16 protein-coding genes and 1 pseudogene are annotated in these 20,096 nt (G+C 72.9%); 9 read left to right on the top strand and 8 right to left on the bottom strand.

The genetic code is table 11. The features are described from left to right. Window positions 1–30 precede the first annotated feature (30 nt). Entirely contained in the window at window positions 31–3,225 is a 3,195-nt protein-coding gene (locus CNX65_RS12505) for a LamG-like jellyroll fold domain-containing protein (RefSeq protein ID WP_096492937.1), read from the top strand. Window positions 3,226–4,270: 1,045 nt separating this feature from the next. On the opposite strand, the gene CNX65_RS12500 is transcribed toward CNX65_RS12505, so the two are convergent. After that, window positions 4,271–4,588 (bottom strand): STAS domain-containing protein, encoded by a 318-nt coding sequence (locus CNX65_RS12500; RefSeq protein ID WP_157767609.1) that lies wholly within the window; start codon window positions 4,586–4,588, stop codon window positions 4,271–4,273. Between the two features lie 69 nt (window positions 4,589–4,657). Beyond that, complete coding sequence (locus CNX65_RS12495; protein WP_096492935.1) at window positions 4,658–6,451, bottom strand: sensor histidine kinase; 1,794 nt, start codon at window positions 6,449–6,451, stop codon at window positions 4,658–4,660. A 228-nt stretch (window positions 6,452–6,679) separates the two neighbouring features. Between CNX65_RS12495 and CNX65_RS12490 the strand changes: the two genes are divergently transcribed. Next, window positions 6,680–7,369, top strand: coding sequence for a response regulator transcription factor (locus tag CNX65_RS12490; RefSeq protein ID WP_015801293.1), 690 nt, complete (start codon window positions 6,680–6,682; stop codon window positions 7,367–7,369). On the opposite strand, the gene CNX65_RS12485 is transcribed toward CNX65_RS12490, so the two are convergent. The 3 genes from CNX65_RS12485 to CNX65_RS12475 form a co-directional block, all read right to left on the bottom strand. Then, complete coding sequence (locus CNX65_RS12485) at window positions 7,348–8,226, bottom strand: hypothetical protein (RefSeq protein ID WP_096492934.1); 879 nt, start codon at window positions 8,224–8,226, stop codon at window positions 7,348–7,350. The two genes, CNX65_RS12490 and CNX65_RS12485, sit on opposite strands and share 22 nt — an antisense overlap. A 381-nt stretch (window positions 8,227–8,607) precedes the next feature. Then, window positions 8,608–9,555 (bottom strand): NADP-dependent oxidoreductase, encoded by a 948-nt coding sequence (locus tag CNX65_RS12480; RefSeq protein ID WP_198320600.1) that lies wholly within the window; start codon window positions 9,553–9,555, stop codon window positions 8,608–8,610. Between the two features lie 129 nt (window positions 9,556–9,684). Then, the gene (locus CNX65_RS12475; protein ID WP_096492933.1) at window positions 9,685–10,050 is read right to left on the bottom strand and encodes a winged helix-turn-helix transcriptional regulator; all 366 of its coding nucleotides are present in this window, start codon (window positions 10,048–10,050) and stop codon (window positions 9,685–9,687) included. 219 nt (window positions 10,051–10,269) lie between these two features. Between CNX65_RS12475 and CNX65_RS12470 the strand changes: the two genes are divergently transcribed. The 4 genes from CNX65_RS12470 (at window position 10,270) to CNX65_RS12455 (ending at window position 15,661) form a co-directional block, all read left to right on the top strand. Then, complete coding sequence (locus tag CNX65_RS12470; protein WP_096492932.1) at window positions 10,270–11,196, top strand: ABC transporter permease; 927 nt, start codon at window positions 10,270–10,272, stop codon at window positions 11,194–11,196. Continuing rightward, window positions 11,196–12,191, top strand: a complete 996-nt coding sequence (locus CNX65_RS12465) for an ABC transporter permease (RefSeq protein WP_096492931.1) — start codon at window positions 11,196–11,198, stop codon at window positions 12,189–12,191. The genes CNX65_RS12470 and CNX65_RS12465 overlap by 1 nt, the downstream gene beginning before the upstream one ends. A 93-nt stretch (window positions 12,192–12,284) precedes the next feature. Next, window positions 12,285–13,973 (top strand): ABC transporter substrate-binding protein, encoded by a 1,689-nt coding sequence (locus CNX65_RS12460; protein ID WP_177154392.1) that lies wholly within the window; start codon window positions 12,285–12,287, stop codon window positions 13,971–13,973. After that, complete coding sequence (locus CNX65_RS12455; protein ID WP_096492929.1) at window positions 13,970–15,661, top strand: dipeptide ABC transporter ATP-binding protein; 1,692 nt, start codon at window positions 13,970–13,972, stop codon at window positions 15,659–15,661. The genes CNX65_RS12460 and CNX65_RS12455 overlap by 4 nt, the downstream gene beginning before the upstream one ends. Window positions 15,662–15,752: 91 nt before the next feature. Here CNX65_RS12455 and CNX65_RS12450 read toward each other — a convergent pair. Then, window positions 15,753–16,589, bottom strand: a pseudogene (locus tag CNX65_RS12450) (EamA family transporter); the annotation flags it as partial. 42 nt (window positions 16,590–16,631) lie between these two features. Here CNX65_RS12450 and CNX65_RS12445 point away from each other — a divergent pair. Both CNX65_RS12445 and CNX65_RS12440 read left to right on the top strand, forming a co-directional pair. After that, window positions 16,632–17,138 carry a MarR family winged helix-turn-helix transcriptional regulator gene (locus CNX65_RS12445; RefSeq protein ID WP_096492928.1) on the top strand — a complete coding sequence of 169 codons (507 nt, stop codon included), beginning with the start codon at window positions 16,632–16,634 and terminating at the stop codon, window positions 17,136–17,138. A 211-nt stretch (window positions 17,139–17,349) separates the two neighbouring features. Continuing rightward, entirely contained in the window at window positions 17,350–17,649 is a 300-nt protein-coding gene (locus tag CNX65_RS12440; protein WP_096492927.1) for a DUF1540 domain-containing protein, read from the top strand. Window positions 17,650–18,068: 419 nt separating this feature from the next. Here the strand turns inward: CNX65_RS12440 and CNX65_RS12435 are convergent, their stop codons facing one another. Further along, window positions 18,069–18,650 (bottom strand): hypothetical protein, encoded by a 582-nt coding sequence (locus CNX65_RS12435; RefSeq protein WP_096492926.1) that lies wholly within the window; start codon window positions 18,648–18,650, stop codon window positions 18,069–18,071. 589 nt (window positions 18,651–19,239) lie between these two features. Between CNX65_RS12435 and CNX65_RS12430 the strand changes: the two genes are divergently transcribed. Then, window positions 19,240–19,419, top strand: a complete 180-nt coding sequence (locus CNX65_RS12430; protein ID WP_096492925.1) for a hypothetical protein — start codon at window positions 19,240–19,242, stop codon at window positions 19,417–19,419. A gap of 54 nt (window positions 19,420–19,473) precedes the next feature. Here the strand turns inward: CNX65_RS12430 and CNX65_RS12425 are convergent, their stop codons facing one another. Further along, complete coding sequence (locus CNX65_RS12425; protein WP_096492924.1) at window positions 19,474–20,064, bottom strand: TMEM165/GDT1 family protein; 591 nt, start codon at window positions 20,062–20,064, stop codon at window positions 19,474–19,476. Window positions 20,065–20,096 lie beyond the last annotated feature (32 nt).

The raw sequence follows: 20,096 nt of genomic DNA, 5'->3' as shown, positions 1-20,096 counted from the left end.
CTCTCACAGCCAGGACCGAGGAGAACCGCCATGTTCCGCTCCGTCACACGGCTACTCACCCTGCTCTTGGCCCTCATCACCGCTTCCGCCCTCCCCCTGCCCCTCGCCGCGGTCGCCTCGGCGGCGCCCGCGGTGCACGGGCTCAAGGGGGAGTACTTCGCCATGTCCGCGCCGGGCGCGCGGGACTTCGCCGTCCCCGGCGGGTCCGCGCTCGACCCGAACGTCGAGTTCGGCAACCTCGTCCCGACCTTCCAGGCGCTGACCGGCAGGGGCGAGCACACCACCGCCCGCTGGACCGGGCGGCTCACCGCGCCCGCCACCGCCGACTACACGTTCCACGCGATCGGCGACAACGGGTTCCGGCTGTTCCTGGACGGCGCGCCGGTCATCGACCACTGGGTCGGCGACTGGGACGTCGAGCAGCGCAGCGCCCCGGTCCGCCTGGAGGCGGGCGTGGCGCACGAGTTCCGCCTGGAGCTGTTCCAGGACACCGGTGGTGCGAACATGTTCCTGCGGTGGTCCGCTCCGGGGATGGCGAAGTCCACCGTCCCGGAGAGCGCGTTCACCCCGCCCGCCGACTTCGAGGTCTACCCGCTGGCGCTGAGCACGCCGGCAAACGGCAAGACCGTGCTGGCCGAGTTCGACGGTCGGATCACCGCGCTGGGCGACTTCCGCTCGCACGTCGCCGTCGAGGTCGACACCGTGCCGTTCCCGATCAGCTCGGTGAACCGCAAGGACGGCGACAAGCTGGTCATCACGCTCGGCGAGGCCGTGCTGAAGGGGCAGAGGATCCGGCTGCGCTACGACGGCGCGGGCGGGTTGGCGGTCGGCGGCAAGCCGGTGCCGGAGCTGTACCGGAGCGGGATCAACAACTCGGTCGAGCGGTTGACCACGCCGTGGACGAACAAGGTCAACAAGAACCAGCCGCTGCCGGAGTACCCGCGTCCCCAGCAGGAGCGGCGGAAGTGGTCGAACCTGAACGGGCAGTGGGAGTTCGCGGGCGCGGCGGCCGGTGAGCAGCCGGTGTTCGGGAAGGCGCTGGCGGAGAAGATCACCGTGCCCTACCCGGTCGAGTCGCTGCTGTCCGGGATCGAGCGGCACGAGGACCACATGTTCTACCGGCGGACGTTCACCGTGCCGCAGGACTGGAACGTGGGCCGGGGGCAGCGGTTGAAGCTGAACTTCGGCGCGGTCGACTACCGGGCCACCGTCTGGGTGAACGGCGTCAAGGTGACCGAGCACGAGGGCGGGTACACGGCGTTCACGGCTGATGTGACGGACGCGCTCGGCGGGCGCAGGCAGCACGAGCTGGTCGTGGCGGTCACCGACACGACCGGGGCCGAGCAGCCGGTGGGCAAGCAGACGTCGAACCCGAGCGGGATCTTCTACACGGCGTCGTCGGGGATCTGGCAGACGGTGTGGCTGGAGCCGGTGCCGGACCGGGCGATCGACGACGTGGTGAGCACGCCGGACATCGCGGCGGGGACGCTCTCGGTGACGGTCCGGTCGGCGACGTCACCCGGCGGTCGGGTGACGGTCATCGCGAAGGAGAAGGGCGGCCGGAAGGTCGGCAGCGCGACGGGGGCGGCGAACTCGGCGCTGACCGTGCCGGTGCCGAAGGCGCGGCTGTGGAGCCCGGAGGACCCGTACCTGTACGACCTGGAGGTCGTGCTGGAGGACGGGCGCAGCAAGGACGTGGTGTCGAGCTACTTCGGGATGCGCTCGATCGGGATCGCGCAGGTGAACGGGTTCCCGAAGCTGGTGCTCAACGGGAAGCCGGTGTTCTCGCTGGCGCAGCTCGACCAGGGGTTCTGGCCGGACGGGTTGAACACGGCGCCCACGGACGCGGCGCTGGAGTTCGACCTGAAGGCGCAGAAGGACCTCGGGTACAACGCGGTGCGCAAGCACATCAAGGTGGAGCCCGCGCGGTGGTTCTACCACGCGGACCGGCTGGGGTTGCTGGTGTGGCAGGACTTCGTGTCCGGCACGTTCAACACCGAGGCGGGGCGCGCGGCGTTCCAGGCGCAGGGCGCGGCCGTGGTCGAGCAGCACCGGTCGTCACCCTCGGTGATCGGTTGGATCGTGTTCAACGAGGGGTGGGGTGAGTGGGACCGGGAGGAGACCGGTCGCATCACCGAGCGCGTCCAGGCTTCCGACCCGTCGCGGGTGGTGAACGCGCACAGCGGCGTGAACTGCTGCGCGTCGAAGGGCGACTCCGGCAAGGGCGACGTGATCGACCACCACGACTACAACAACGACTCGCCGCCGTGGCCGGACGCGACGCGGGTGGCGATGGACGGCGAGCACGGCGGGTTCACGCTGCGCACGCCGGGCCACCAGTGGCCGGGCGCGCCGACCGCGATCTACAGCGGGGTGGCGAGCAAGGCGGAGCTGACCGCGAAGTACGTGTCGAACACCGAGCAGCACTACCTGCAGGCGGCTGGGGCCGAGTTGTCGGGGTCGGTGTACACGCAGGTCACGGACCTGGAGACCGAGCTGAACGGGTTGTGGACGTACGACCGGCGGGAGATCAAGGTCGATCCGGGTCCGGTGCGCGAGATCAACCGGAAGGTGATCGAGGCAGGTGCGGCGGCGGGCACGTACCGCTACCCCGCGAAGGGCGCGTGGTCCCTTGACGAGGGCCAGGGCGCGGTCGGCCGGGATGCCTCCGGCGGTGGCAGCGACCTGTCCGTGACCGGGGCGACGTGGGCGGAGGGCCTGCGCGGGACGGCGCTGTCGTTCAGCGGCGCGAACCAGTACGCGCAGACGGCGGGACCGGTGGTCGACACGAGGACCGATTACACGATCTCCGCCTGGGTGACCCTCGATGGAGCCCCGACCAACTGGGTGACCGCGGTGAGCCAGGACGGCCGCAGGCGCGAGAACCCGTTCTACCTCCAGTACGGCCAGGGCGGCTTCGCCTTCAGCGGCCCCGGCGGCCACCGCGCGGTGTCGCAGCCGGTGACCCCGGAGGCGGGCAGGTGGTACCACCTGGTGGGCGTGCACGACGCGACCAAGGCGGAGTTCCGGCTGTACGTGGACGGCGCCCTGGCCGGGACCACCCAGGCAGGCGACCCCCAGCTGAGCACGGGGCCGCTGTCGATCGGGAGGGCGAAGTACGCGGGCGGGAACGTGGACTTCTGGAAGGGGAAGGTGGACCAGGTCCAGGCGTTCGGCAGGGCCCTGACCGGGGCCGAGGTGGCGGAGCTGCACTCGGCGCGGTGATGGGGGCGGTTGGTGGTGGTTGGTCGGTGTGGTTGATCAGCGGTGGTTGATCGGCGATAGCTGACCGGTGACGCGGCGGGTCGGGAAACTCCCCGGCCCGCCGCGGCGCATTCGAGCGGTTCGACGCGCCCGATGAGCGGCCCGTTCACCTAACAGCACCGAACAGCACGGTCGCCATTCGGCGCAGCCACCAGGCAACTTGTTCACCGGGCGATACGGCTGCCGAGCGACATGGCTGGGCGACTAGCCGGGCGGAATGGTTGCCAGCGGCACAGTTGGGCGGAAGGCGCATTGAGAGAGATCCCCCTAGTGGCGCCTCCGATGGAAACGCTCTCACAACCCCGACTAGGCCACGCCGCCGGACTCCCACTCCACAGAGGGGTAAGCGACCGGGCAGGTCAGGCAGCCGGGCGGCCAAGCGGCCGGGCAGCCGGGCAGCCGGGTGGGCCGAGCGGCCGAGCGGCCGGGCAGGCGGACAAGCCAAGCGGCCGGGCGACCGGGCGGATCGAGCGGGCCGAGCGGCCCGGCAGCCGGGCGACCGGGCAAGCCAGGCAGGCAAGGCGGGCAGGCGGGCAAGGCGGGCAGGCGGGCAGGCGGGCAGCCAGGTAGGCGGTTAGGCGGGTAGGCCAAGCGGGCCAAGCGGCCGGGTTAAGCGTTTAGGCAGGGCAAGCAGCCGAGCAGGCCGAGCGGGCCAGGCAGATGGGCGGCCGGGCAGCTCAGGTGGTTTTGGGTGGGCCAAGTGCCGGGTGGGGCAGATGGTTGGGTTAGTGGTGCTGTGGAAGGGTGTTGGATGAGAGCGCTCTCGCCGCGCCTGCATCCGCCCCTGCTGCGTCTTTGCCCGAGTTCAAGCCAGAGGCCAGGCCGGTCCCGAGCCAGTGCCAGTGCCAGTGCCCCAGGCCAGTACCGGTACCTGTGCTGGCGCTGGCGCTGGCGCTGGTGCTGGTATCGGCTCCAGCGTCGGTGTCAGTGCTGGCGTCCGGGCTCAAGCCCCCCCCACGGGCTCGAGCCCAAGCGCAAGCCCGCCCCCGGCTCCCCCGCCCTACCCTCACTCATCCGCCTCGGCCACCGCCGCGAGCGCCGCCTCCGCGCTCCCGTGCATCTGCAGCACGTGGTGCAGCCCCACCGAGCTCAGCACCCGGCGGATCTGCCTGGTCACCACCAGGTGCAGTGCCCCGGCTCGGTCCAGCAGGCGGTCGTGGGACTGGACCAGGGGTTCGATTCCCCAGGACGTGAAGAAGTCCACGCCCGTCAGGTCCACCACGACCACGTCCGCCCGCGCGGCCTCCAGGGCCTCGCGCAGGACGGGCGCCGTGGCCACGTCCACGCCGCCGCGCACGCGCAGCACCACCACCGACTCGTCCACCCGCACGGTGGACGTCGACAGAGTCCGGTCTCCCCACACGTACGGGCTGGTACCCCTGAAAGTGGTGTTTCACCCTTCTGTGGGCTTCCTGCCTTCCGGGACCCGCACGTCCAGGGGCAGCTCGATGCGCACCGTCGTCCCGCCCTCGGGTGACGGGGTCAGGAACACCGCGCCGCCGTGCCGCTCCGCGATCGCCCTGACCAGCGCCAACCCCAGCGCCGACCCGGCGAGCTGGTCCCCGCCGGACCCCGCCCCCTCGCGCGGCAGCGTCGTGAACAGCCTGCCGCCCGCCCCGCCGAGCGGCACCTCGTCCGTGACCTCCATGGACCACTCCCCGTGCCCGCCGACCGTCGACGTCACCCGCACCGACGCCGACGGCGGCGAGGTCGCCACCGCCGCCGCGACCGCGTGGTACGTCATGCACGAGAGCAGCTCGCCGTCGCCGCGCGCCTGCGTCGGCAGCACCGGCGTGTCGACCTGCACCCGCACCGCCCTGGCCTCCGCCGCCGCCTCCACCGCGTGCGCGCCGTCCCGCACCAGCCGGTCAAGGTCGACCGACGCGATCTCCAGCTCCTTGCTGTGCGACTCGACCTTCGCGAGCAGCAGCAGCGTCTCCACCAGCCCGGCCATCCGGTTCACGTTCCGCTCGACCGCCTCCGCCACCTGCCGCTCCCCGTCCCGCCAGTCGGCGACCAGCAGCGGGGTCAGCGAGGTCAGCGCGGTGAGCGGGGTGCGCAGTTCGTGCGAGATGGTCGAGATGAACTCGGTCTTCAACGCCGACAGCCGGGACAGCTCGGCGTTGCGCGTCTCCAGCGCCCGCCGCAGCGACACCTGGTCCGTCACGTCCCGCAGCACCCACAGCTGCCCGAACAGCTCGTTCTCCCCCCGCACCTGGAGGAAGTCCACCTCCAGCACCCGATCGGGGCCCAGTGGCACGGAAGAGGCGTGAACCGGCTCGGTCGCGGTCACGCAGCGCATCGCCAACCGGTCCAGGTGCTCGTAGTCCTCCGGCGGTCTGCGGCGGCGCGGGCCCATCTCGCGGCCGGTCAGCCCGACCAGCTCGCGCGGCTCCCCCTCCAGGTCCAGCAGTTCCAGCGCGGTGGTGTTGACGGTCAGCACCTTGCGGTCGTTGTCCTGCAGGATCACGCCCACCCGCAGCGCGTCGATCAGCATGTACAGCCGGGCGCTCGTCACCCGGCTGTGGTACTGCGCGTCGCGCAGGTCGGTCATGTCGCGGGAGAAGGTGACCAGCCCGCCGATGACCGGGTCGTCGATCCGGTCGAGCACGATCACGTCCACGAAGATCCAGCCGCCGTCGGCCCCGCGCACCCGCGCCTGCACGCGGGCGGTGCCGCCGGGGTCGGCGGCGTGCAGCCCGAGGATGGCGTCCAGCACGGTCTCCCGGTCGTCGGGGTGCACGCCCTCGGCGGCGGTGTCGGCGACGTGCTCCCCGTAGACCAGCGCCGTCCCGTCCATCCACTTCCTGGTGTTGCTCCAGCGCAAGTACCCGTTCGCGTCGAACAGCGCCACCATCGTGGGCATCTGGGACACGATGGCGTCGCGCAGCGCAACCTCCCGCGCGGGCGGCCCCACTCCGTCGAGGGCAGCCGCCACCGCGTCGGCGATGATCTGGAGCCGCTTGGTGACCGGTTCGGCCTGCACCACCACCGCCCCGCCGCGCTCCAGCGGCACGACGACGTCGCCGCGCCACGGCGGCCCGTCCTCCCGCACCATCGCCGACAGCACGCCGGGGAGCGCGAGCAGCACGCGGACCGCCTGCTCGGGGGCCCGTCCGGTGTAACCGGCGCGGACGACCGAGCGCACCACCGCGGCCACCTCGGCCGGGTCGACCGCCTGCGCCATGGGCTCTCCCGTCTCGCGATACGCGGCACAGCACACCGCGAATCGTGCGACGCCGTGGCGCGGCGTGCCCCTTGCGGAGCAGTGTCCACTCGAAACGGTGAAAAAGGGCGTGGTCGGCTCGATCGCCGGACGGACGTGGCGGGCTCGCTCGTATCGTGGCAGTCCGGACGGGTGCGCCCCTCCACTGTGGACCGACCGGGTGAGAGCGCCCACGCCAGAGGAGGCGACATGAGCACCGTGCTGGTCGTGGAGGACGAGCCGGACATCGCCCTGGCGCTGCGGCTGAACCTGGAGCGGGCCGGGCACGAGGTGCGGGTCGCCTCGGACGGCAAGCAGGGGCTGCGGGAGCTGCACGAGTCGCAGCCGTCGCTGGTGCTGCTCGACATCGGCCTCCCGGTGCTGGACGGCTGGATGGTGCTGGAGCGCATCCGGGACGTGAGCGACGTTCCGGTGCTGCTGCTGACCGCGCACGGCATGGAGGCGGACAAGGTCAGGGGCCTGCGCGGCGGCGCGGACGACTACCTGACCAAGCCGTTCTCGGCGAAGGAGCTGCTGGCCAGGATCGAGGCGATCCTGCGCAGGGCCGAGGGCGCGACGGCGGCGAGCAAGGCCGAGGTGTACGACGACGGCCTGGTGCGCATGGACCACCGGGCGCGGCGGGTGTACGTCAACGGCGAGGAGGTCGACGTCAACGCCACCGAGTACCGGCTGCTGTCGGTGTTCGTGCAGCACAAGGGCGCGGTGCTGTCGCCGGGGCAGCTGCTGGACAAGGTGTGGAACGACCCGACCGGGATCGGCGCGGAGCGGGTGAAGTTCGCGGTGATGCGGTTGCGGCGCAAGCTGAACTGGTCGGCGGACGAGTCCCCGATCCGCGCGGCGCGCGGCATGGGCTACCGCTACGACCCGCCGCGCAAGTAGTCGGGCTCGGCCTCGTAGCGCGCGATGGGGGCGACGGCGGGCTCCGGGGTGGGCAGCGCGGTGAGGTGGGCGCGCAGGTCGAGCGGGTCGCTGACCGGGAACGGGTCGGTCCGGCGCGAGCGGGACACCGCGAGGGGCGCCAGGACGGCGAGCTGCGCCAGGGCGCAGACGGCCGCGAGCAGGAGGGCGGCGCCGGCGAGGAGGAGCATCGGGCTGTCGAGCGCGGCCCACGCGAGCAGACCACCGCCGATCAGCGCGGCGACGCCCAGGACCAGGGAGAGGAGCAGGCCCGAGGGCGAGTACGACCTGCTGCCCGGCTCGACCTGGGTCGTCGACCGCTCCCCCGCCAGCTCCCACCAGCGCCGCCGGTGCGCGGGGACGTCGACGTCGGACTCGGCGATCCAGCGCAGCGCCCGCCCCTCGGCGGGGAACCCGGCGCGCTCCAGGAAGACCGCCCACCGCTCCACGCCGTCGGCGCCCAGCGCGTCGTCGCTGCCGCAGGGGACCTCGCGGGCGGCATCGTCGGCGGCGCGTAGGGCGGTGTCCTGGTCGACGCCGCGGGTGACGGCGACCGCGTGCAGGGCCTCCCACCGCTCGAAGATCCCGACCGCGCGGTCGTCGCCGCGCCGGACGTGGACCCGGACGTGCCGCTCGTCCCAGGCGAGCGCGACGCTGGAGCCGCCGGGCCCCGACGCGACCTCGGCGGTGTCCTCCAGCTCGGCCACGACCACGGGCGCGGGGCCCAGCAGGAACACGCCCTTCGCGGTCGGCACGAGCGCGCGCGGCCGGGCGACCCAGTGCCGCAACCGGTCGCGCACCTCGTCGAGGCCGCCGGGAACCCGCACCACCACGCTCACCGCGCCCCCAAGATCATCAGGTGATGCGCGGAGCACAGGGGGCAGCGGGGCGGCGCGGGGGATCCGGAGAAGATCACTGGGCGCCCCCGAAGGCCGGTTGGGCGCGGGCTGGGGGCAGCAAGGCCGCTAGGCAACCGGGCCGCCGGGCCGCCGGGCAATTAGGCAGCCGGGCAGCCGGGCAGCCGGGCCACCAAGCCGCCAGGCAGCCGGGCCGCCAGGCCACCAGGCAGCCGGGCCGCCAGGCAGCCGGGCCACCAGGCAGCCGGACCGCCAGACCACCGGGCAACCAGACCGCCGGGCAACCAAGCCGCCAGGCCACCGGGCCACAGGGCCACAGGGCCACAGGGCGGCCGAGTGGCAGCCCCCGCCCCCGCCCCCGCGTCAGCTCACGCTGAGCACGAGCTTGCCGCGCACGCGCCCCCGCTCGCCGTGGACGTGCGCCTCGGCGGCCTGCTCCAGCGGGTACACCCGCTCGACCTCCACCCGCACCTCCCCCGCGTCGATCAGCTCGCCGATCCTGGCCAGCGCGGGCGCGTCCGGCTCGACCAGGAACGGGCTGGTGCGCACCCCCAGCTCCGCCGCGCGCGCGACCGCCGCCTCCGAGACGCCGCCGGGCACGCCGACGAACAGCCCGCCGGGCCTGAGCACCGACAGGGACCGCAGGTCGGTCTCGTCGCGCCCGCCGATCAGGTCGACGACGACGTCCACGTCGCTCACGTGCTCCTCGAACCGCGCCGACCGGTAGTCGATCAGCTCGTCGGCCCCGAGCGCGGTCAGCCACTCGTGCCGCTCGGCGCTCGCGGTGCCGATCACGTGGGCGCCGAGGTGCTTGGCGAACTGCACCGCGAAGTGCCCCACCCCGCCCGCCGCGGCGTGCACGAGGACGCGCTGGCCCTTCTCCACCCCGGCGGTGTCGACCAGGACCTGCCATGCGGTCAGCGCGGCCAGGGGCACGGCGGCGGCCTCCTCGTGGGTGAGGGAGGCGGGCTTGCGGGCGAACTGGCGGGAGGGCGCGGTGACGTGCTCGGCGTAGGCGCGGGCGGCGCGCGGGAACCACGGCATCCCGTAGACCTCGTCGCCGGGCTGGAGCGTGGTCACGCCGAACCCGACCGCCTCCACCACGCCGGACACGTCCCAGCCGAGGACGTGCGGCGCGTCGCCGAGGTGGTCCGCCATGCCGCCGCCCGCGCGGCTCTTCCAGTCGACCGGGTTGACCCCCGCCGCGCGCACCCGCACGAGCACCTCGGTGGGCAGCGGCTCGGGCTTGGCGACCCGCTCGACGCTGAGCACGTCGGGCCCGCCGAAGGACCGCTGGACGACGGCGCGCATGGTCTCGGACATCTTCACTCCCCGTGACGTCGGTACCCGCCGGAAGATCGCTCCCGGCGTGCCCCGACCGTATCCGCGAGGGGGTGCTTACCCGCAAGGTTCACTGCTTCCCGAAGGGAAGTGACCAGTTCAGGACTCCGAAGGCAATCGGTCGAGGTTGTCCTCCACCCACGACCGCAGGCCGTGCAGCGGCACGGCGGCGTCCTGCCCGAGGTCGGTGAGCGAGTACTCCACGTGCAGGGGCACGGCGGGCACGACCTCGCGGTGCACCAGCCCGTGGTCCTCCAGCCGCCGCAGGGTCTGGGTGAGCACCTTCGGGCTGACCCCCTCCAGCCGCCGCTGGAGCTCGCCGAACCGCAGCACCCCGTCCTCCAGCGCGCCGATGGCGAGCGCGGACCACTTGTTGGCCAGCAGGTCCAGCATCGACCGGCACGGGCACTGGGCCTTGTACACGTCGTGCACCGAGTGCGCGCCGCTCCCGCAGTCGACCGCCATGACACCCCTTGAGCAGGAAGCTTCCGAAAGGGAAGCAACGACCGGAAAGCGCCACTGTACGCCCCCGCGACTCCAACCGAGAACGATCTTCGCGCGCGCGCGAAACCTACTCCCACCAGGCCAGGAGCCCAAACTCTCTCACCCGTTGGACGAAAATCCACCCCTCTGGAGATCGACCTAAGGTGAGCGCCGCTCGCCCCCCTCAAGGTCAGGTGCCCGTTGTCAGAACCCCTACGCCCCACCGCGGTCCGCTCGCTGCCGCGCGCCGTCCTGTCGGTGCTGCGGCACGACCGCTGGGCGCGCGCCGGAGCGATCGCCATCGCGGTCCTCGGGCTGCTCGCCCTGTCCGCCGACCTGCTCGGCGCGCTCACCGGCCAGGACCCGTACACCTACCGCACCGAGGCCCTCGACCCGGCGACCGGCGCGCCCGCCGGGGCGCTCGGCGGGGTGAGCGCGACGCACTGGTTCGGCGTCGAGCCGCTGACCGGCCGCGACCTGTTCGCGATCGTCGCGCACGGCGCGCGCACCTCGTTCCTGATCGGCCTGGCCGCCACGGCGGTGTCCGCGCTGGTCGGGGTGGTGCTCGGCGCGCTGGCGGGCTACCGGGGCGGCTGGGTCGACCAGCTCGTCACGCAGACCGCGGACGTGCTGCTGGGCTTCCCGTACCTGATCTTCATGATCGCGCTGGCCGCCGTGGCCCCGCCGGACGTGCCGCGCCCGCTGCTGCTCATCGTGGTGATCGGCTTCTTCGGCTGGCCCTCGATCGCCCGCATCGTGCGCGCCCAGACCCTGGCGCTGCGCTCGCGCGGCTTCGTCTCGGCCGCCCGCTCGCTGGGCGCGGGCCCGTGGCACGTGTTCCGCACCGAGCTGCTGCCCAACCTGTGGGGTCCGATCATCGTGGTCTCGACGCTCTCCATCCCCGGCAAGATCGGCCTGGAGGCCGCGCTGTCGTTCCTGGGCGTGGGCATCCCGCCGCCCACGCCCAGCTGGGGCCGGGTGATCAGCAGCGCGGTCAACTGGGTCGGCACCGACCCGATGTTCCTGGTGTTCCCCGGCGCGGCGCTGCTGCTGTCCACCTGGGCGTTCACCGTCCTGGGCGACGGCCTGCGCGACGAGCTCGACCCCCGGACGGCGGTGCGGGCCTGATGCGCACGACGCTGTTCGTCGGCAAGCGGGTGCTCAGCGCCCTGCTGGTGCTGTTCGCGGTCGCCCTGTTCACGTTCGCGGTGTTCTACCTGGTGCCCGCCGACCCGGCCGAGGCCGCGTGCGGCAGGCCGTGCACCGAGCAGAACCTGGCGCTGGCGCGCGAGTTCATGGGCTTCGGCGACCCGTGGTGGTCGCAGTTCGGGGACTTCCTCGGCGGCATCCTGGCCGGTCGCACGTTCGGGGTGGGCGCCACCTCGATCGAGTGCTCCGCGCCGTGCTTCGGCTACTCGTTCCAGCAGAACACCGACGTGGTTCAGCTGATCTGGGAGCGCCTTCCGGTGACGTTCTCGCTGGCGGTCGGCGCGGCGGCGCTGTGGTTCGCGGCGGGCGTGGGCACCGGTGTGCTGGCGGCGCTCAAGCGGGGCACGGCGGTGGACCGGATCGCGCTCGGCGCGTCGGTGGCCGGGGTGTCCGCGCCGGTCTACCTGACCGGCCTGCTCGGGCTGCTGCTGTTCGGCTTCACGCTCGACGTGGTCCCGGTCGGCGGGTACGTCGCGTTCACCGAGGACCCGGTCGACTGGCTGTGGCGGATGGTGCTGCCGTGGGCGGTGCTGGCGTTCGCGCACGCCGCCTACTACACCCGGCTCACCCGCACCCAGATGCTCGACGCGCTCGGCGAGGACTACGTGCGCACCGCCCGCGCCAAGGGCCTGACCGAGCGGGAGGTCGTCGGCAAGCACGCGCTGCGCAACGCCCTGCTGCCCGTGGTCACCCTGTTCGGCGTCGACCTGGGCGCGCTGCTCGGCGGCGCGGTGATCACCGAGCGGGTGTTCGGGCTGCCCGGCGCGGGCTCGCTGCTGGTGGACGCGGTCAACCAGCGCGACCTGCCGCTGCTGCTGGGCTGCACGCTCTTCGCCGCCGTGCTGATCGTGATCGCGAACGCGCTGATCGACCTCGGCTACGGCGCGCTCGACCCGCGAGCGCGCCTCACCTGACCGGGCGCCCGCCGGAGAGCCTGCCCCGGACCGCCGGGACGGGCGCCCCCAAGACCCCTGCTCCCCACTTCCCCGCTAGGAGAGAGAACCGCCATGACCAGAAGTCGGACCTCACGGGTGGTCGCCACGGCCACCGCACTCGTCGGCGCGCTCGCGCTGACCGCGTGCGGCGCCAACGACCAGCCCCAGCAGGGCGCGGCCGACCAGGCCAAGGCCGAGCGCGGGGGCGTGCTGCGCATCCTCGGCGAGAGCCAGTCGCTGAACTTCGACCCGGCCAAGAGCTCCTCGCTGCCGATCACCTCGCTCGCGCTGGTGCACCGCAGGCTCACCGGCTGGCTGAACGAGCCGGGCCAGGACGCGAAGGTCGTCCCCGACCTCGGCGACACCGGCAAGACCGACGACGGCGGCAAGACGTGGACCTTCACCCTCAAGGAGGGCCTGAAGTACGCGGACGGCACGCCCATCAAGGCCGATGACATCAAGTGGGGCGTCGAGCGCTCGTACGCGCCCGCGTTCTCCGGCGGCCTCGGCTACCACAAGCAGCTGATCGAGGGCGGCGCCGACTACCGGGGCCCGTTCGAGGGCCAGCGCCTCGACTCCATCAAGGTCCCGGACGACCGCACGATCGTGTTCACCCTGTCGCGGCCGTACGGCGACTGGCCGTGGGTGGCGAGCACCCCGGCGTTCGCGCCGGTGCCCAGCGGCAAGGGCGCCGAGGCCGACTACAGCGACCACGCGGTCGCGTCCGGCCCGTACAAGGTGGAGAAGTACCAGAAGGGCGTCGAGGCGCGCCTGGTGCGCAACGAGAACTGGGACTCGGCCACGGACGAGCTGCGCGGCGGCCTCCCGGACGAGATCCTGTTCCAGCTGGGCCAGGACACCTCGGTGATCTCGCAGCGGCTCACCGCCGACTCCGGTGACGACAAGTTCGCGTTCGGCTCCTCGTTCGTGTCCCCCGCGCAGCTCGCGCAGCTGGCGGGCAACCCGTCGGCCAAGCAGCGCCTGGTGACCTCGAAGACCGGCGCGCTCGCCTACCTGGCGCTCAACACCCAGAAGGCGCCGTTCGACAACCCCAAGGTGCGGCAGGCCGTGCAGTACGCGGTCGACAAGACCTCGTACCAGATCGCGTCGGCGGGCAACGCCGAGCTGGCCGGTGACGTCGCCACCACGCTGATCACCCAGGGCATCGCGGGCCGCGAGCAGTTCGACCTCTACCAGACCAAGCCGTCCGGCGACCCGGAGAAGGCCAAGTCGCTGCTGGCCGAGGCGGGCTTCCCGAACGGGATCTCGGGCCTGGAGTTCCTGGTGTCGCAGACCAACAACTACCCGGAGAAGGCCGAGGCGATCCAGGCCGCGCTGGTCAAGGCGGGCATCCAGTCCGAGATCCGGGTGCTGGAGAGCGACGCGTACACCGCCGAGTCGCGCGCGGACAACCCGAACTACGCGCTGACCCTGTCCTCGTGGCAGCCGGACTTCCCGAGCGCCAACGCGAACATCCAGCCGCTGTTCGACTCCCAGGAGATCGGCCAGGGCGGGTACAACCTGTCCCGCTACGACAACCCCGAGGTCGACAGGCTGATCGCCGAGGCCCAGGCCACCGTCGACCCGGTCGAGGCGGGCAAGAAGTGGGTGGAGCTGGACAAGAAGATCCTGGCCGACTCCCCCGTCGTGCCGCTGATCTACACCCGCAACTCGTTCCTGCACGGGTCCAAGGTCGCCGACTTCCGCATCGCCGACTTCCCCGCGTACCCGAACTACGCCCGAGTCGGGCTCCTGAAGTGACCGGGCCGCTGCTGGAGCTCGACGCCGTCGGCGTGGAGTTCACCGGCGGCGGCGCCACCACCGCGGCCGCCAGGGACGTGAGCCTGTCCCTGGCGGCCGGTGAGGTGCTCGCCGTCGTGGGTGAGTCCGGGTCGGGCAAGACCGTCACGGCGATGTCGCTGCTGCGACTGCTGCCGTCGACGGCGGTGCTGTCCGGCCGGGCGCTGCTGGACGGCGAGGACCTGTTCGGCATGGGCGCCGACGCGCTGCGCGCGGTGCGCGGCGGGCGGATCGGCGTGGTGTTCCAGGAGCCGATGACCGCGCTGAACCCGGTGTTCACCATCGGGCGCCAGCTGGCCGAGGCGGTGCTGGCGCACCGGGAGGTGACCGGGCGGCAGGCCCGCGCCCGCGCGCTGGAGCTGCTGGAGCTGGTGGGGCTGCCCGACGCGGAGGCGAAGCTGCGCCGGTACCCGCACGAGCTGTCCGGCGGGCAGCTGCAGCGGGTGGTGATCGCGATGGCGGTGGCGAACGAGCCCGCGCTGCTGATCGCGGACGAGCCGACCACGGCGCTGGACGTGACCGTGCAGGCCGAGGTCGTCGAGCTGCTGCGGGACCTGCGGGACCGGTTGGGCACGGCGATCCTGCTGATCACCCACGACATGGGGGTGGTGGCGTCGCTGGCGGACCGGGTCGCGGTGATGAAGGACGGGCGGGTCGTGGAGCAGGGCGGGGTGGAGGCGGTGTTCGGGGCGCCCGAGCACGAGTACACCCGGAGCCTGCTGGACGCGGTGCTGTCGCTGTCGACGACGCCGTCGGTCGCGTCGGTCGTCGCCGAACCGGGGTCCGCCGAGGTGGCGGGCGCCGTCGAGGTGCTCGCGCCGGAACCGGACGCGGCGCTGGTGGTCGACGACCTGACCGTGGTGTACGGCGGCGGCTGGCGGGGCGCGGGCACGCGCGCGGTGGACGGCGTGAGCCTGCACGTGGGGCGCGGCGAGGTGCTGGGGCTGGTCGGCGAGTCCGGGTCGGGCAAGACGACGCTGGCGTCGGTGGTCGCCGGGCTGCGCGCGCCCACGTCCGGGTCGGTGCTGGTCGGCGGGCAGGACGTGGCGCGGTTGCGCGGGGCGCGGCGCAAGGCCGCGCGCGGGCGGGTCGGGGTGGTGTTCCAGGACCCGACGTCCTCGCTGAACCCGCGCGCCCCGGTCTGGCGGGCGGTGGCCGAACCGCTGGTGCTGCACCGGGGGCTGCGCGGGGTCGAGCTGGGGCGGCGGGTGGACGAGCTGCTGGAGCTGGCCGAGCTGTCGCCGTCGCTGCGGGAGCGCTACCCGCACGAGCTGTCCGGCGGGCAGCGCCAGCGGGTCGGGATCGCGCGGGCGCTGGCCCTGTCGCCGGACCTGCTGATCGCGGACGAGCCGACGAGCGCGCTGGACGTGTCGGTGCAGGCCAGGGTGCTGCGGCTGTTCGGCGAGCTGCGGGCCGAGCTGGGGTTCGCGTGCCTGTTCATCAGCCACGACCTGGCCGTGGTGGAGCAGCTCGCGGACCGGGTGGCGGTCATGCGCGGCGGGCGGCTGCTGGAGCTGGGGCCGGTGGGGCGGGTGCTGGCGCGCCCGGCGCACCCGTACACGGCGCGGCTGCTGGCGGCGGTCCCGGTCGCGGACCCGGTGCGGCAGCGGGAGCGGCGGGAGCTGTGGCGGGCGGTCGCCGCCGGGTGAGGGACGTGGTCGGGGCGGGGCGGTCGAGGCGCCCCGCCCGGCCGCCCCGCGTGAGCTTGGCGAGCAGCGCGGGCTGGCCGAGGAGCACGCCGGCGAGCACGAGCAGCAGGCCGGTCCCCTGGCGGCCGGTGAGCGCCTCGCCCGCGAGGGCGGTGCCCAGGAGGACGCCGGTGACCGGGTTGAGCAGGCCGATCAGGCCGACCGAGCCCGCGTCCAGGTGCGTGAGGCCGGTGTACCAGGCGGCGTAGGCGACGGCCGTGCCGATGATCGAGACGTAGCCCGTGGCGAGCACCGCAGGGCCGTCGAGCGACGGCGGCGGGCCTTCGAGGGCGAGCGCGGCGACGAGCAGCGCGGCGCCGCCCGCGATCAGCTGCCAGGCCGCGACGGGCAGGACGCCGACGGGGCCCTTCGCGCTCCAGCGCTTGGTGAGCAGGTGGCCGAGCGCCGAGGTGAGCACGGCGGAGACGGCGACGAGCACGCCGAGCGGGTCGACCGCGCCCGCGCCCGCGGCGACCACCAGGACCACGCCCACGACGCCCGCGACGCCGCCGAGGAGGGCGGTGGGGCGGGGGCGTTCGGCGAGCAGGGGCCAGGCGAGGGCCATCATCGCGAGCGGCGAGGTGGCCATGACCGCCGAGGCGGTGCTGGTGGGCAGGAGCTGCGCGGAGGCGTAGACGAGGGCGAAGAAGACGCCCATGGTGAGCGTGCCCAGGACCGCCGAGCGCCACCACCAGTGCCCGCGCGGCAGGCGGCGGGCGAGCGCGAGCAGCAGGAGTCCGGCGGGCAGGGCGCGCAGGGTCGCGCCCCAGAGCGGGGTGTCGGCGGGCAGGAAGTGGTGGGTGACGTAGTAGACCGAGCCCCAGGCCAGCGGGGCGACGGCGGTGATCAGGGGCCAGCGCCAGGTAGCTTCCCGGGAAGTAACTTCCATGGAAGCAATATAGCTTCCACGGAAGCGGTAGCGTGGCGAGTCGTGGACCACACCCCCGAGCAGGGCTTGGACCGGGTCGCGCGCATCCAGGCCGAGTGGGCGCGCGAGCGGCCGGACGTGGACGTGTCGCCCCAGGGCGTCATCGGCAGGCTGCACCGGTTGGCGGCGGCGCTGATGGAGGAGATCTCGGTCGTCTACCGGCGGCACGGGCTCGGCGAGGGCGAGTTCGACGTGCTGGCCGCGCTGCGGCGGGCCGGGGAGCCCTACGAGCGGGCGCCGGGCGAGCTGGCGCAGCACACGATGGTGACCACCGGGGCGATCACCAAGCGGTTGGACCGGCTGGAGCGCGACGGGCTCGTGACGCGGCGGATGACCGACGGGGACGGGCGCAGGCGGGTGGTGGCGCTGACCGAGGCGGGGAAGCGGGTGTTCGACCGGGCGTTCACCGAGCACATGGCGAACGAGCGGCGGTTGCTGGAACTGCTGGACCCCGAGGAGGCGCGAGTGCTGGAGGGGTTGCTGGAACGGTGGTTGCGGCACTTCGACTGAGGGTTCAGGTAAGGCTTTCCTCAGGGGACTGCCGGATTCCTCTGAGTGGTTTGAATTAATTTCATGAAATTTACCCTTTGATGGCTTGACCAGCGGTTATGCTGTTCTTTTGGCGTTCAGGTTAGCCTGGCCTAAACATTTTCGACTTGCCGCGGTTGTGTCGGGGTGGGAGGTTGTTTCCACCGAGCCGACTAGACGCTGAGGAACGGTCATGACGACAATGGATATGCCCGCCGTCCACGAGTGCACCGTGACCGGCTGCTCGTACAACCACGACGGCTGCCACGCGTTCGCGATCACGGTGAGCGGGGTCAACGGGACCGCCGACTGCGGCACCTTCGTGCCGCTGGACACCAAGGGCGGGCTGCCGAAGGTGGTCGCGCAGGTCGGCGCGTGCTCCCGGTCGGACTGCTCGCACAACAAGGACCTGGAGTGCTCGGCGTCGAGCGTGCGCATCGGGCCCGGCAAGGGCGACCACGCGGCGAACTGCCTGACCTACACCACGGACTGATCCCGGTCCCGTGCGACGAGGGCCCCGCGCCGGTGCGGTGAGGCGCGGGGCCTCGTCGTGCGCGGGCGCTCGCGCGCGGGTCCGTCGTGCGCGTGCCGGGCCAGGAACGCCGCGACCCCCTCGGCGAGCACCCGGACCCCAGCCCCGAGGTCGTGGTCGGTGGCGCAGACCAGCGCGTCGGCGGCGCCCGGCCACCCTCGGCGCGGAACCGCAGGGTGAGCGCGACGACGTCGACGTCCTCCAGCAGCGGCGAACCGCCGAACGCGCGCACCGGCACGCCGACGAGGCAGGCCCCGAACAGCTCGGCGAAGTGCGCGCAGTCCGGGTCCACCACGATCCCGAGCCGCGCGACGGCGCGCTCCAGGGCTGCGATCAGCACGGGTTCCAGCACGGGGACAGGCAGGCCGTCCGCTCCCCCGTCACCCCGCGAGCAGCTCCGCGATCCGCGCGACCGCGATGGCCCGCGACGAGGGCGTCGTGGGCACCGACAGCGAGTCCGACATGGACCAGCGACCCTGCCCGTCCACGGCGACCGCCATGCTCACGTTGCCCTGCGGCGAGCCGATCTTCAGCAGCACCGAGGACTCCCGGTCGCCGCTCAGGTGCGCGTCGAGGAAGCGCCCGGCCTGGGCGCTGGCGGTCACCCCCGGTTCGAGCAGGCGCACGTCCCAGCCGCCCGCGCCGTCCGGGCACAGCCGCAGGTGCCCGCGCGGCCCGCTCAGCAGGTGCGTCAGCACGGGCACGTCGCCGCGCCAGCCGAGCATCCGGGTGATCCGGTCGGCGGTGGCGGCGGCCTCGATCACGGCGGCGAGCCGGGGCGAGGGCCGGAACGCCCGGCCGGTCCGGGTCGCGAGCCCCCGGTGCACGAGCGAGTCGAGGCCGTCGTGCGGGGCGCGCGGCGCGGGCAGGGCGAGCTCCTCGCGCACCCCGGCGAGCGCGGGCGGTCTGACCCGCAGCAGGAACCCCAGCTCGGCGGCGGCGAGCACGAGCCGATCGACCACGCGGACCTCCTCTTGGTCTGCACGGATTGCGGTGTCCGTTCGCTGTCTCGCATCGCGGACCCCGGTTCCGGCGTTGCACGACCACTCCGCACGAAGGCGGTCGCACAAGGCGCTTGTTTAACCCAAACGGTTTAACCCGAACCGACGAACGCGATGACTCGCCTCGCAGGTACGGACTCCATCCAGGGCAATCCCCCGCCACGGAGAATATTCACCCTGCTCCACTCCGGTGACAGCAGCGGCCGGAAGCATTGCGGTTTCCCGAAGAAAGCGTTTTCCGGAACTCACCCGCACGGGGGATGCCCTGGGTTCACCCGGCCGTGCGGGAGCACCACCGGGCGGTGGTGCCGGGATCGAGCGGGACGACGGGGTGGGCGCGGCACGACGTGGCCCTCGGACGGCCCCGACGGGGTGAGCGCCGACTGACCGGCGAGCGCCCCAGCGGCCCGCCGCAACGCGGACATGAGCCCCTGAACAGGCGAAACGCCCATCACGGGACCTTCCCGCCACTTTCCTCGACGAGTGAACCACGTCGGCCGTCACGGCCGCTGTGCGGCGCAGAGGGGTCGCACGGCCTCTCAGCTGAGGAGTGGTTCCCCGTGATCCGCGCCCGGACCCGACCGAGCAGGCGGCGGGCTCGAAGGTGCGCGAGGGCGGCGCGTTCACCGGCGCGGCCGACCAGGGCGACATGACCGGCGGCAAGGCCACCCGCGTCACGCACACCCTCGCGGACAGCGCGTTCTCCTACGACGCCCCCACTTCCGCCTGAACGCGAGGCGGCCCGGTCCGGTGACGCCGGACCGGGCCGCCTCGCCACCGCGAGTCAGCTCGTGAGCTCCAGGACCGCCTCGACGGCCAGCCAGACGCCGAAGACGAAGAACAGCGCCGACGCGCCGTACCTGATGGTCTTCTCCGGCAGCGCCTTGCCCAGCGCCCGGCCGACCACGATGGCCAGCGCGTCCGCCGCGACCATGCCGAGCGTGGAGCCGACCCACACGCCGAACCAGCCGTAGTCGGTGGCCAGGGTGATGGTGGCGAGCATGGTCTTGTCGCCCAGCTCGGCCAGGAAGAACGCCGTGCCGACCGCGATCACCGCGGAGCGGGTCACGTTCTGCGCCTTGGACTTCTCGTCGTCGGTGAGCGAGTCGCCGCGCAGCGTCCAGAAGCCGAAGACCACGAACGCGATCGCGGCGGCCAGGTTGATCCAGCCGGTGGGGAGGGCGGCGCCGAGGCCGAAGCCGATGGCGACCGAGGCGAGGTGCACGAGCGCCGTGGCCAGCGTGATGCCGAGGAGCACCGGCCAGACCTTGAAGCGGGTGGCGAAGGTGAGCGCCATGAGCTGCGACTTGTCGCCGAGCTCCGCGACGAAGATGACGCCGAACGACACGGCGGTGCTGAGGAGTACTGCGTCCATGGTGGCTCTGTCCGGTCCCTGTGTGTTCGGTG

This window comes from Actinosynnema pretiosum, assembly GCF_002354875.1.
GTDB lineage: Bacteria > Actinomycetota > Actinomycetes > Mycobacteriales > Pseudonocardiaceae > Actinosynnema > Actinosynnema auranticum.
Note: the sequence above shows the minus strand (reverse complement) of the source record. Positions and strands in the feature narration are given on the sequence as shown.